The organism is Nocardioides furvisabuli (genome assembly GCF_021083185.1).
In the GTDB taxonomy this organism is placed as follows: domain Bacteria; phylum Actinomycetota; class Actinomycetes; order Propionibacteriales; family Nocardioidaceae; genus Nocardioides; species Nocardioides furvisabuli.
Window position 1 is genome coordinate 289,560 of record NZ_JAIGQB010000004.1, and the last position, 12,440, is coordinate 301,999.

11 protein-coding genes are annotated in these 12,440 nt (G+C 72.9%); 9 read left to right on the forward strand and 2 right to left on the reverse strand.

Going from position 1 to position 12,440, the window contains the following annotated elements; all coding sequences use genetic code 11:
- Positions 1-39: 39 nt before the first annotated feature.
- The 6 genes from K4G59_RS10530 to K4G59_RS10555 are packed head-to-tail and all read left to right on the forward strand — an operon-like array spanning position 40 to position 8,081.
- Positions 40-2,313 (forward strand): N-acetylneuraminate synthase family protein, encoded by a 2,274-nt coding sequence (locus K4G59_RS10530; protein ID WP_231250923.1) that lies wholly within the window; start codon positions 40-42, stop codon positions 2,311-2,313.
- Complete coding sequence (locus K4G59_RS10535) at positions 2,304-3,392, forward strand: glycosyltransferase family 4 protein (protein WP_231250924.1); 1,089 nt, start codon at positions 2,304-2,306, stop codon at positions 3,390-3,392. The genes K4G59_RS10530 and K4G59_RS10535 overlap by 10 nt, the downstream gene beginning before the upstream one ends.
- Positions 3,389-4,540, forward strand: a complete 1,152-nt coding sequence (locus K4G59_RS10540; RefSeq protein ID WP_231250925.1) for an O-antigen ligase family protein — start codon at positions 3,389-3,391, stop codon at positions 4,538-4,540. The genes K4G59_RS10535 and K4G59_RS10540 overlap by 4 nt, the downstream gene beginning before the upstream one ends.
- Entirely contained in the window at positions 4,533-5,555 is a 1,023-nt protein-coding gene (locus K4G59_RS20110) for a glycosyltransferase family 4 protein (RefSeq protein WP_269209954.1), read from the forward strand. The genes K4G59_RS10540 and K4G59_RS20110 overlap by 8 nt, the downstream gene beginning before the upstream one ends.
- Entirely contained in the window at positions 5,552-6,664 is a 1,113-nt protein-coding gene (locus tag K4G59_RS10550; RefSeq protein ID WP_231250926.1) for a glycosyltransferase, read from the forward strand. Before K4G59_RS20110 ends, K4G59_RS10550 begins: the two co-directional genes overlap by 4 nt.
- Before the next feature lies 1 nt (position 6,665).
- The gene (locus K4G59_RS10555; protein ID WP_231250927.1) at positions 6,666-8,081 is read left to right on the forward strand and encodes a sugar transferase; all 1,416 of its coding nucleotides are present in this window, start codon (positions 6,666-6,668) and stop codon (positions 8,079-8,081) included.
- A gap of 18 nt (positions 8,082-8,099) precedes the next feature.
- Here the strand turns inward: K4G59_RS10555 and K4G59_RS10560 are convergent, their stop codons facing one another.
- Positions 8,100-9,698 (reverse strand): tyrosine-protein kinase domain-containing protein, encoded by a 1,599-nt coding sequence (locus K4G59_RS10560; RefSeq protein WP_231250928.1) that lies wholly within the window; start codon positions 9,696-9,698, stop codon positions 8,100-8,102.
- An 81-nt stretch (positions 9,699-9,779) separates the two neighbouring features.
- On the opposite strand from K4G59_RS10560, the gene K4G59_RS10565 reads away from it, so the two are divergent.
- A complete protein-coding gene (locus K4G59_RS10565) occupies positions 9,780-10,637 on the forward strand; it encodes a nucleotidyltransferase family protein (protein WP_231250929.1) in 858 nt (285 codons plus the stop codon).
- Entirely contained in the window at positions 10,634-10,924 is a 291-nt protein-coding gene (locus tag K4G59_RS10570; RefSeq protein WP_231250930.1) for a PqqD family protein, read from the forward strand. Before K4G59_RS10565 ends, K4G59_RS10570 begins: the two co-directional genes overlap by 4 nt.
- On the opposite strand, the gene K4G59_RS10575 is transcribed toward K4G59_RS10570, so the two are convergent.
- The gene (locus K4G59_RS10575; protein ID WP_231251094.1) at positions 10,860-11,309 is read right to left on the reverse strand and encodes a VanZ family protein; all 450 of its coding nucleotides are present in this window, start codon (positions 11,307-11,309) and stop codon (positions 10,860-10,862) included. The genes K4G59_RS10570 and K4G59_RS10575 overlap by 65 nt on opposite strands.
- 32 nt (positions 11,310-11,341) lie before the next feature.
- Between K4G59_RS10575 and K4G59_RS10580 the strand changes: the two genes are divergently transcribed.
- Positions 11,342-12,424 (forward strand): P-loop NTPase family protein, encoded by a 1,083-nt coding sequence (locus K4G59_RS10580; RefSeq protein ID WP_231250931.1) that lies wholly within the window; start codon positions 11,342-11,344, stop codon positions 12,422-12,424.
- Positions 12,425-12,440: the final 16 nt, after the last annotated feature.

A 12,440-nucleotide genomic window follows, 5' to 3' on the forward strand; every position in this document is an offset into this window, starting at 1 on the left:
ACGGTGGTGCGGACCGCACCTCGACCGGAAGGCCCCCGCGTGATCATCGAGCGTGACCTCACGCCCTACGTCGTCTACTCGGGCGACCCGGTGCTGCGGGCCCTGGAGAAGATCACCGCCAACAAGGCCCGGGTGATCTTCCTCGTCGACTCCCACGGGCACCTCGACGGCGTGCTGTCCGACGGCGACTTCCGCCGCTGGGTCAGCGGCGCCGCGAGCCTGACCGTCGACGTCCCGGCGATCGAGGCGGCCAACACCTCACCGCGCAGCCTGCCCGTCGCAAGCACCCCCGCCGAGATCAGCCACGCCTTCGGCTCCGGCATCGACCACGTCGCGCTCGTCGACGACCGCGGCCACCTGGTCGCGATCGCGATCAACCGCGCCGACGAGCTGCGCATCGGGCGCCATGTCGTGGCCCCCGACGCCCCTGCGCTGCTGATCTCCGAGATCGGCATCAACCACCAGGGGGACGTGTCGCTGGCCAAGCAGCTCGTCGACCTGTCGGTCGAGGCGGGCGCCGACATCGTGAAGTTCCAGCTGCGCGACATGGAGTCGGTCTACCGCCAGGGCGCGTCCGGCTCGGGCGGGGAGGACCTCGGCCCGCAGTACACCCTCGACCTCCTCGCGAAGTACAACCTCGGCGCCGACGGCCTCTTCGAGGTCTTCGACCACTGCAAGGACGTCGGCATCGACGTCATGTGCACCGCGTGGGACCCGGTCAGCGTCGACCGGCTCGTCGACTACGGAATCCCCTCGCTCAAGGTCGCCTCGGCCGACATGACCAACCACGCCCTGCTGCGCCACATGGCCGCCAGCGGCACGCCCATGGTCATCTCGACCGGCATGTCCACCGAGGGCGAGATCCGCGAGACCGTCGACGTCGTCCGCAGCACCGGGGTCGCCCACGCGTTCCTGCACTGCCAGTCGACCTACCCGGCGCCCTTCAAGGACATCAACCTCGCCTACCTGACGCGCCTCGCCGAGCTCACCCAGGCGCCGGTCGGCTACTCCGGGCACGAGCGCGGCTTCCACGTGCCGGTCGCAGCCGTGGCACTGGGCGCGCGCATCATCGAGAAGCACTTCACCGTCGACCGGGGGCTCGAGGGCAACGACCACAAGGTCAGCCTGCTCCCGGACGAGTTCAAGGAGATGGTGCAGCGGGTCCGCGAGGTCGAGGAGGCGCTGGGCACCAACGCGCCCCGTGCCGTCTCCACCGGCGAGATGATGAACCGGGTCAACCTCGCCAAGTCACTCGTCGCCACGCGCCGCATCGAGGTCGGCGAGACCCTCGCGCCGGCCGACATCGACATCAAGAGCCCCGGCCGCGGCCTCCAGCCCAATGCCTACGACAAGCTGGTGGGACGCACCACCTCGCGGGCGCTCGACCCGGGCGACTTCTTCTACGCCACCGACCTCGGCGACGCCGCACCACGCGGGCGCGACTACTCCTTCCGCCGCCCGTGGGGGCTGGCCGTGCGCTACCACGACATCGACGCGATGACGAAGGACACCACGCCCGACTTCCTCGAGTTCCACTTCTCCTACAAGGACCTCGACCTCCCCGTCGCCGACGTCTTCTCCACCTACGCCGGCGGGCTGCCGATGGGCTTCACCACCCACTCCCCCGACCTCTTCGCCGGCGACTTCCTGCTCAACCTCGCCTCCGAGGACGACGCCCACTGGGAGCGCTCGATCCGCGAGCTCCAGCGCGTGGTCGACACGACCCGTGAGATGCAGCAGCACTTCACGAAGGGCGCCGACGCGCGGGCCGACAGCGCCGGGCCGGTCATCGTGGCCAGCCTCGGCGGCTTCACCACCGACGCCTTCGTCGCCCCGGCCGAGCGCGAGCAGATGTATGCCCGGGTGGCTGAGGGCCTGGCCCGCGTCGACGACTCCGGCGTACGCCTCTGCGCGCAGACGCTGCCGCCCTACCCGTGGTACATGGGTGGCCAGCTCTACTGCAACCTCTTCGTCGACCCCCGCGACACCGCCGCCTTCGCCGAGGAGCACGACCGCCGGCTGTGCTTCGACGTGTCGCACTCCAAGCTGTCGGCCAACTACCTCGGCATGTCGTTCGCCGAGGCCACCGACCTGCTCGCACCGCACACCGAGCACCTCCACCTCGTCGACGCCACCGGTGTCGACGGCGAGGGCGTGCAGGTCGGCGACGGCGAGATCGACTGGGCCGTGCTCGCCCAGCAGCTCGACGCGATGGCGCCCGGGGTGAGCTTCATCCCCGAGATCTGGCAGGGTCACGTCAACGACGGTGAGGGCTTCTGGATCGCCCTGGAGCGGCTGGAGCAGTGGTTCTGAGTCCTTCCTCCGCGCCGACGGCGCTCTGGGTGGTCCCGGTCAGCGACCTGGCCGGGGTGGCCCGCCACGTCCTCGACGTGGCGCGCGCCGGCATCCCGGGCTGGCGTCTCGTCGTGCTCGCCCCGCCCGGTGCGCTGCCGGAGCGGTTGCGTGACCTCGGCGCGACGGTCGTCGAGGCCCCCTTCGGCCCCGACCACGGGCTCCGCGCGTCCGCAGCCTCGCTGCGCGAGGTCGTACGCCGCGAGCAGCCGGCCGTCGTGCACAGCCACCTGTCCTACGCCGACATCGTCGTCGCACTCGCCTCCCGGCGCGGGCCGCGGCTGGTCACCACCGAGCACGGCATCGCGCGTGACGACGTCGTCTACCACCGCTCGGGGGCCAAGGCGCGCGTGATGCGGGGCGTCCACACGCTGCGGCTGCGCCGCTTCGCCGCAGCGATCGCGGTCAGCCGCGCCACCGCCGACGCGATGCGCGAGAAGTGGCACCCGCGGGTGCCGGTGACGGTGGTCCCCAACGGGGTGGACGTGGTGTCGAGGCCCGCTGCGCTCGCACCTCGACCACCGAGGGCACCCGGCTTGCGCATCCTGTCGCTCGCGCGGCTGTCACCGGAGAAGCGTCTCCCCGCGCTGGTCGAGGGCTTCGCCGAGCTGCACCGCTCCCGCCCCGAGGCCCGGCTCACGCTGGCCGGCACCGGCCCCGAGCAGGAGGCCCTCGCGGCGCAGGTCGAGCGGCTCGGGCTGGGCGACGTGGTCGCGATGCCGGGCTTCGTGGACCCGGAGGCCGCGATGGCCGAGCACGACGTGCTGGCCATGCTCTCGGTCTGGGAGAACTGCTCCTACGCCCTGCTCGACGCCGCCGCACGCGGCATGGGCGTCGTGGCCAGCGACGTCGGTGGCAACCCCGAGATCCTCCCGTCCGCCTCGCTGGTGGACGCCGGCGACACCGTGGCCGTCGCGAAGGCGCTCGAGCGCCAGGGCCTCGACCCGACGACACGACCGGGGCTCGACGGCTGGCCGGGCGTCGACGACATGTGCGCGCGGATCGCGACGACGTACGCCGCGGCAGGAGCCGGGCGATGAGCCGCACCGACTCCCCGTGGGAGCTCCCCGACCGCACCCTGGAGAAGGCCGAGCAGGCCGACCGCGAGATCCGGATGTCGGACTTCGCACTGATGGCCCTGCTCCCGCTGCGCACGGTCGAGGTCTCGGGCTATCCGATCAACGAGTTCGCCATGGCCGGCCTCGTCGGCCTCTGCTTCTTCCGTCCCGCACGCGGCGGGGCGCGGCTGCCGGCGTTCGTCGTCCTCGTCCTCGGCGCCCTCCTCGCCCTGCTCCTCTACTCCGGCGTGACGAACCAGGTGGAGTGGACCCGCCGCGTCGGTCACGTCGCGATCGTCGCCGGTCTCATCTGGGCGGGCGGCACCGGACGGCTGTCCCTGCGGTCGGTGGGTGCTGGCCTGGCCACCGGGCTCATCGCGGTGATCGCGCTGGCGATCGTCGGTGTCGGCGGCAACACCTACGCCGGCCGGCTCACCGGCTTCCTCGGCGACCCCAACGCCGGCGCCTACTTCATCGCCGTGCTCGGCACGCTGGCCGTCTTCTTCTGCGACGAGCGCACGAAGGTGCGGGTCGCCGTGGCCGTGCCGATGGTCGTCGGACTCGTGCTGTGCTTCTCACGCACCGGTCTGCTCGCGGGCGTCTTCGTCGGCGTCTGGGTGCTGCTGGGCCGCCGGCTCGGCACCTTCGGCGGTGCAGCCATGGCCGCCGGCCTGGTCTGGCTCGTCGACAACATCCCGCAGGGCCTCACCACCTTCGGGCCCTTCTCCGACCGCTCGGGCAGCGACAACCTGCGTCAGCGGATCATCGCGCAGGAGCAGGTCGAGCTGGCGGCGGCGCCATGGCACGGCAACGGTCCCGGCACCGCGACGGTCAACATCCGCGACCTCGAGTTCTTCTTCCACAACAGCTACCTCGCCGTGCGCCAGGAGGGCGGCTGGGGTGCGCTGATCCTCGTGCTGGCCCTGCTCGTCTTCGCCTTCGTCCGCCTCTCCGACCGGGCCCGCGCCGGGGACCTGGTGGCCGCGGGCGCCCAGGGCGCCATCATCGGCATCGGCGTCATGGCGATCACCCTCGGCGAGGTGCTGCTCGACACCCCGATGGGCGTCGCCGTGGCCCTCGCCCTCGGGCACGTCCTCCAGTCACCCGTCGAGGTCCCACCGGATGCCTGAGCCGATCCACCTCGCCGCCAACAACGCGGACCTCGGCGGCGGTGAGCAGGTGCTCGTCCGCTGCGCCGCGGCCCTGGTCGCGCTGGGTCGCCGCGTGGTCGTCGTCGCGCCCGACCGGCCGACCGACGTGCTCGACGCGGCCGCCGCGGTCGGCGCCGAGGTCGTGGCGCTCCGCGCGGACGGCCGCCGTGAGCACCTCCACCGGCTCCGCGCATGGGACCGCCGCGAGCGCACCGGGCTGCTGTGGTGCCACGGGCTGGTGCCCTCCCTCGCCACCGCCGGTCACCGCCGCCGCGTCGTCCACCTCCACCAGCTGCCCCGCTCGCGGGCCCAGCGCGCCGCCCTCGCCGCGGCGCGCGTCGGCGCGCAGCGGGTGCTGGTGCCCTCGCGCTTCCTCGCCTCGCAGGTCGCGGGTGCCGAGGTGCTCCCCAACTGGACCGACGCCGTCGAGCCCGCGGCCCGCGCCGGGTCGCAGCGCCGGGTCGGCTTCATGGGCCGGCTCTCCACCGACAAGGGCGCCGACCTCGTCGCGCGTGCACTCGGCGCGCCCGCGCTGGCCGACGCCACCCTCGTCGTCGCCGGCGACGACCGCTGGGTGCCCGCGGAGCAGCAGGCGCCCGTCGCCGAGGCACTGGCCGGGCTCGGCGACCGCCTACGTCGCCTGGGCCGGGTCACGCCCGCTGCCTTCTTCGCCGACGTCGACCTGGCGGTGTTCCCGAGCCGGGTCGCGGAGTCGTTCGGACTCGTCGCCACCGAGGCGATGGCCGCCGGCACCCCCTACGTCGTCTCCGACGCCGGCGCGCTGCCGGAGGTCGCCGGACCCGAGCACCCCTGGGTCGCCCGGGCCGGGGACGCCGACGACCTCGCAGCGGTCGTCGCCCGCGCGCTCGCCGCCACCCCGGAGGAGGTGCGGCTCGTGACCGACCGGGCGCGGCAGCGTTGGGAGGACGAGTTCTCCCCGCAGGCCGGCCGGTCGCGGGTGGAGCGACTGCTGACGGACCTGGGGGTGCCATGAGCACGCGCGCGAGCGTGGCGATCGCCCACGACTACCTCACCCAGCGCGGCGGAGCCGAGCGCGTGGTGCTGAGCCTGATGCGCGCCTTCCCCGAGGCGCCGGTCCACACCACCCTCTACGACCCCGACGGCACCTACCCCGACTTCGCCGGCGCCGACATCCGCACCTCGCCCCTCAACCGCATCGGCGCCTTCCGGCGCGACCACCGCCTCGCCCTGCCGCTCCTCGCCCCCGCCTCCTCCCGGATGCGCGTCGACGCCGACGTCGTGGTGGCCTCCAGCAGCGGGTGGGCGCACGGCTTCGACGCCCCAGGACGCACGGTCGTCTACTGCCACAACCCGGCCCGCTGGCTCTACCAGACCGACGAGTACCTCGGCGGCACCGCGTGGCGCTCCCCGCTCGGTCCGCCCCTGCTCGCGATGCGGCCGATGCTCAAGCGCTGGGACCGCGACCGGGCGGCGCAGGTCGACGTCTACCTCGCCAACAGCCGCGTGGTGCAGCAGCGGATCGCGACGACGTACGGTCGCGACGCCGAGCTGCTGCCGCCGCCACACGGCATGGACGCCTCCGCCGCCCGCGAGCCGGTGCCCGAGCTCGCGGGCTGGGACGCCGGCTACGCGCTCGTGGTCTCGCGGCTGCTGCCCTACAAGAACGTCGACGCCGTCATCGAGGCCGTACGCGGCACCGGTCGGCGCCTCGTCGTCGTCGGGCGCGGCCCCGAGGAGGCACGGCTGCGCGCCACCCTGCCGGCGAACGTGCGCCTGCTCGGCGGGCTCAGCGACGCCCAGCTCCGTGCGGTGTACGCCGGCGCCGACGTGCTCGTCGCGGCCAGCCACGAGGACTTCGGCCTGACCCCGCTCGAGGCTGCGGCGTTCGGCGTCCCGTCGGTCGCGCTGCGCGGCGGCGGCTTCCTCGAGACCGTCGTCGAGGGCGAGACCGGGCTCTTCTTCGACAGCCCCGAGCCCGAGCTGATCGCCGCCGCGCTCGAGAAGTCCGAGCACCACGGCTGGGACCCTGACACACTCACGAGGAGGGCCGAGGAGTTCGGGGAGACCCGCTTCATCGACCGGATCCGCTCGATCGCACTGCACGAGGACAGGAGGCTCTGACGTGCGACCCGAAGGCACCCGGCTCCTCCCGTGGTTCATCGGCGTCATCGACCTCGTGATGATCACCGCCGCGACCGCGATGGCGATCCGGTTCCGGCTGACGCTGCCGATCTTCACCACCTCCGGCGACGTCCTGGAGAACACGGTCCTGGCGAGCGGCTTCTTCGTCGCGACGTGGATCGTGATGCTCTCGATCTTCGGCACCTACGAGCGCCACGTCTTCGGCGCGGGCACCGAGGAGTTCAAGCTCGTCGTCAACGCGTCCTTCTTCACCGCGGCCCTGGTCGCCACGATGGCCTTCCTCATGCAGTACCCCCTCTCCCGGGGCTTCTTCGTCCTGCTCTTCCCGATCGGCGTGCTGCTGCTGCTCATCGGTCGCCTCATCTCGCGCCGGATCATCCAGCGCCTGCGCAGCGCCGGGCACTTCAACGAGAAGGTGATCCTGGTCGGCACGCCGGGCTACATCGGCGAGATCCACACCGTGCTGGCGCGCGAGTCGTGGCTGGGCTACTCCGTGATGGGCTGCCTCGTGCCCAGCGACTACGCCGGCCTGGCGCGCACCTCGACCGGCCTGGAGGTCCTCGGCCACAGCGAGGACGTGCGAGCGGTCGTCGACGAGCTGTCGCCCGACATCGTCTTCTTCACCGCCGGGGCCGTCAGCTCCTCCACCGCGCTGCGTCGCCTGGCGTGGGAACTCGAGGACCACGCCAACGTGCAGATCATCGTGGCGCCCAACGTCACCGACGTCTCCAGCGAGCGGGTCCGGATCCGCCCGGTGGCCGGCCTGCCGCTGATGCACCTGGGCCGCTCACGCTCACAGCTGGCCACCAACGACGCCAAGCGGGTCTTCGACGTCGTCGGCGCGCTCACCATCCTCGCCCTCGTCTGGCCGCTGCTGGCCTTCCTGATGATCTGGATCAAGCGTCACGACGGCGGACCGGCCCTCTTCCGCCAGACCCGGGTCGGGCGCGAGGGAGTGGAGTTCACCTGCCTCAAGCTGCGCTCCATGTCCGTCGACGCCGAGCAGCGCCTCGCCGAACTCGACCCGCGGTCCGACCACGTCCTCTTCAAGTCGACGACCGACCCGCGCGTGACCCGGCCGGGGCGCTTCATCCGCCGCTTCTCGCTCGACGAGCTGCCCCAGCTGTGGAACGTCGTACGCGGCGAGATGAGCCTCGTCGGCCCGCGTCCACCGCTGCCCTCCGAGGTCGAGAAGTACGAGGACGACATGCTGCGCCGGCTCAACGTGCTGCCGGGCATGACCGGGCTCTGGCAGGTCTCCGGTCGCTCGGACCTCTCGTGGGAGGACACCGTGCGCCTCGACCTCTACTACGTCGACAACTGGTCGATGGTCCAGGACCTGCTGATCCTGGCGCGCACCGTCACCGCCGTGCTGGCCAGCCGCGGGGCGTACTGACCCTGTCCCCGGCGGGGGTCAGGACTTCGCGGCCTTCTCCTGCACGTCCGCCTTCGCAGGCTTGGCCTCGGTCGTGGCCCCGGTCGTGGACCGGGTCGTCGAGTCGGTCTTCGACTGGGCCTTCGGCTCGGCCTTTGACTGAGCCTTGGCGTCGGCCTTGGCCTCGGCCTTCGCCTCGCTCCTGGCCTGCTTGCGCCGCCGGCCCTTGCCCGCGGTCGAGTACGCCTCGCGGGAGGCGTACTCCGCCTTGTAGCCGCCGTAGCCCCCGTAGCTGCCGTAGCCACCGCCGTAGGCGATCGCGGCGGCACCCTTGACAGGCGCCTTGTTGAGCACGACGCCGAGCAGGCGGCTGCCCACCTGGTCGAGGATGCGGCGGCACTGCTGGCTCTGCTCGATCTGCGTCTTGCCGGCCGCCTGCACCAGCAGGGCGCCGTCGCAGAAGGCCGACAGCAGGCCGGCGTCGGTCACCGGCAGGAGCGGCGGAGCGTCGAGGATCACGAGGTAGTCGACCGAGAGCTCGTCGACGAACTGCTTCATCCGCATCGAGCCGAGCAGCTCGCTCGGGTTGGGCGGGATGCGCCCGGCCGGCAGCAGGCTGAGGTTGGCCATGCCGGACTCGATGATGACCTCGCGCACGTCGACGTCGCCGGCCAGCGCCTGGGTGAGGCCGACGGCGCCGTCGACCTCGAAGGTGGTCGCGATCATCGGGCGACGCAGGTCGGCGTCGATGAGCAGGACGGGGGTGCCGGCCTGGGCGACCAGGCGGGCGATGTTGGAGGAGACCGTCGACTTGCCCTCCCCGGCCAGCGCGGACGTGACCACGATGCGCCGGGGCTCGTTGTCGACGTCGACGAAGCGCAGGTTGGTGCGCAGCTGGCGGAACGCCTCGGCTGCCCGGCCCAGGTCGCCGCGCACGCCGCGGTGGACGCGACCCAGCGAATCCTCCTTGGGGATGATGCCGAGCACGGCGGCGCCGGTGGCGTCCTCGACGTGCTTGGCCGAGCGGATGCGGCGGTCGATCAGGCGGCGACCGATGAGGAAGGCGTAGGCGAGCGCGAGGCCGCCGATCGCGCCCTTCATCGCTGCGCCGCGGTAGTCGGGGGTGAACGGCGCGCCCGGCAGCTGCGCCTGCTCGAGCGGGATGATCCGCGTGAGCGGCGGCTCCTTCGGGTTCTGCTCCCCCGTCTCGATCTCCTGGGCCACCACGACGACCGCCTCGACGACCGCGTTGGCGAGGTCGCGCGCCTCCTCGGGCGTGCTGCCGATCGCCGAGACGGTGAGCGAGTTGACGTTGGCGTCGACCGAGGCGGAGAAACGGCCCGCGATGGCGCTCGGCGGGATGGCGAGGTCGAGGTCCTCCACGACCTGCGCGGCCACCGGGGTGGTGGAGACGAGGAACGCGTAGAGGTTGGCCTTGTCCTCCGCGAGCTGGGAGTTGCCCTGCTCCTCGCCGGCCGTGGTGGCCTGGCCGACACGCACCAGCCCCGACGACGTGGCGGAGTAGAGCACCGGCTCACGGGTCGTCTTGCCGATCATCAGGAGGGCGCCGAGGATCGTGCAGCCGATCAACACCCACACGTAGGCGCGGCTCAGCCGAACGAAGTCCCCGAACGTCATGCCCGCGAGTGTAGGCCGTACACCGCGACCGCCCGGTCGATTCGCCGACACCCGCCGCGGCGCGGCTGGCACGATGGCCGCATGAGCGAGGAGTCGGACGTGCGAGCGGCACCCATCGCCGCACGTGTCCACCTCGCCCACGCCGTCGTCCAGAAGCTCGCCGACGACGCCGGCATCGACCTGCTCCACCTCAAGGGACCGGCCGTCCTGCCGGGGCTGCGCGCCGAGGGACGTCACTCCAGCGACGTCGACGTGCTGGTCCGTCCCAGCCACCTCGACCGGCTGGTCGCCGCGGTGGAGTCGGTCGGCTTCGAGCAGCGCACCGGCTTCGCCACCGGGTCCGTCTTCGCCCACGCCGCCAACTGGTGGCACGACGACTGGGGCTGGGTCGACGTGCACGTGAGCTGGCCCGGGGTCACCGTCGACGCCGAGCGGGCCTTCGACGTCCTCGCCCGCGACCGCGTCGTACGCCCCATCGCCCACCGCGACTGCCACGTGCCCGACCGCACCGCCCAGCGGCTGATCCTCGTGCTCCACTCCGCGCGCTCGGGCGGCACCGCCGACCTCGACCACGCGTGGAGCGGCGCCGAGCCGCACGAGCAGGACGCCGTACGCGCCCTCGCCGCCGAGCTGCGCGCCGAGGTCGCGCTGGCCGCTGGCATCGGTGAGCTCGAGCTGCACCGCGGCGACCCGACCTACCTGCTCTGGCGCCACGTCACGCAGGGCGGGAGCCGGCTCGACGAGTGGCGCGCCCGACTGGCCGCAGCGACCACGGTGCGGGCCAAGGCCGACCTGCTCACCGCCGCGATGCGGGTCAACCGCGACCACCTGCGCATGGAGCTCGGACGCGCACCCACCCGCACCGAGGTGCGGGCCCGTCAGCGGCTGCGGGTGCGACGCGCCGTCACCGAGCTCTCGAGCCGGGTGAGGCGCACGTGAGCGAGCTCCGCTATCGCATCGCCGACGACATCGCGTGGGTCAGCGAGGAGGACCTCGACGGCGGCGAGGTGCCGACGGCCTACCTCACCCGTCTGCCCAAGGGTCCGCCGATCCTGCTCGAGGGATCCGGGTGCGTGGTCTGGCTGGCGCTCGCCGAGGGCGGCACGCTCGCGGAGGTCACCGCCACCGCCGCCTCGATGACCGACGCCGCCCCCGAGGACATCAGCGAGGACGTGGCGACGCTGGTCGACCAGCTCGTCGTGATCGGCGTCGTCTGCGAGGAGTGAGCGCGAGCGCGCCGAGTGCGCCGAGCGCCGCGCCGGCGGTGTTGGCGGCGAGGTCGTCGACGCTGCCGACCCGCTCGAGCCATCGCGACTGCACGACCTCGATGACGGCCGAGCACAGCCCCGCCACCAGCACCGCGGTCCACCACCTGCCCCGCAGGAGCGCGACCAGGAGCGCGCCCACCGGCACGAAGAGCGCCACGTTGAGCAGCACGCCGTAGTGGTGCGGCAGCGCCCACTCCGGGGCGAGCGGCCAGTCGTAGCGGAGGAACGTGTAGCACCGGACGGTCAGGTCGTTGAGGTCCTCGCCCCAGGGCCCCGCCACCAGCACCCCGAGCCCGACGGCGTACGCCACCGACGCGACCACCAGCATCCGGCGATCACGCATCCAGCCCACACCACCACCCTAGAGTGGGCGCCGTGAGCACACAGGCAGGTCCGCCGGCCGTGGTGGTGGCGGCTCTCGGGGTGCCGATCGGGATCCCCGTCACCGGCGACGCCGTCGGCCGGCTGCGAGGACAGTGGAGCCGCGCGCTCACCGACGCCGCGCCCGTCGCGGTCGTCGACCTCACCGACCTCACCGGCAACGGGACCGACGACGACGTCCACGACTACGCCATCACCTCGCGCGTCACCATGGCCGCGCTCGAGGCCACCGCCGGGCAGCGCATCAACCTGCACGCCGGCGCCGTCGCCGACCGCGAGGGCCGCGCCCTCGCGCTGGTCGGGGCGTCGGGGGCCGGCAAGACCACCGCCGTACGCCAGCTGGCCGGGCGGCTGGGCTACCTCACCGACGAGACGACGTCCATCGACGACACCCTCGCCGTGCACCCCCACCCCAAGCCGTTGTCGGTCATCCCCGCCGGCGGGTCACCGCACCTCAAGCAGTCGCTCTCACCCGACGAGCTCGGGCTCGTGCAGCCGCCCGCGCAGGCCTGGCTTCACCGCATCGTGCTCCTGCACCGCGGCGAGGACGACGACGGCCTGGTGCCCCTCGCGCCCGCCCACGCGATCGCCGAGATGGTGACCCAGAGCTCGTCGCTGGCACTCCTCGAGCACCCCATCCTGCGCCTGGCCGACACGATCGACGCCTGCGGCGGCGCCTGGGCGCTGCACTACCGGGAGTTCGCGGACTGGATCGGCGACCTGGTCCACCTGCTCGACGTCGAGGGCCAGCCGCCCGCCCCGCGGCTGCACCACCCCGGCGTCGCCGCCGTACCCGCCCCGCCGGGCGACACCTGGACCCGCGCCCCGTGGCGCGACGCGGTGGAGTACGACGAGGAGCTGGTGCTGATGGTCGACGACCGGGTCCACGTGCTCGCCGGGCTCGGCGTGCTGATCTGGCTGGCGCTCGAGGTGCCCTGCTCCGCCGGCGAGCTCGTCGCCCGGGCCCAGGAGCTCTGGGGCGAGCACCCCGAGGCCCCCGGGCTGGTCTCCGACGCGCTCGCGCTCATGACCGAGGAGGGGATGATCGCCCCGCCGCTGTCGTGGCCGGCGGTGTGAGGCCGGGGCCTCCTGG

Excerpts from the sequence above, each read along its gene's own strand:
- K4G59_RS10550 (WP_231250926.1), top strand. The coding sequence starts at position 5,552 with ATGAGCACGCGCGCGAGCGTGGCGATCGCCCACGACTACCTCACCCAG.
- K4G59_RS10565 (WP_231250929.1), top strand. The coding sequence starts at position 9,780 with ATGAGCGAGGAGTCGGACGTGCGAGCGGCACCCATCGCCGCACGTGTC.
- K4G59_RS10540 (WP_231250925.1), top strand. The coding sequence starts at position 3,389 with ATGAGCCGCACCGACTCCCCGTGGGAGCTCCCCGACCGCACCCTGGAG.
- K4G59_RS10560 (WP_231250928.1), bottom strand. The coding sequence starts at position 9,698 with ATGACGTTCGGGGACTTCGTTCGGCTGAGCCGCGCCTACGTGTGGGTG.
- K4G59_RS10575 (WP_231251094.1), bottom strand. The coding sequence starts at position 11,309 with ATGCGTGATCGCCGGATGCTGGTGGTCGCGTCGGTGGCGTACGCCGTC.
- K4G59_RS20110 (WP_269209954.1), top strand. The coding sequence starts at position 4,533 with ATGCCTGAGCCGATCCACCTCGCCGCCAACAACGCGGACCTCGGCGGC.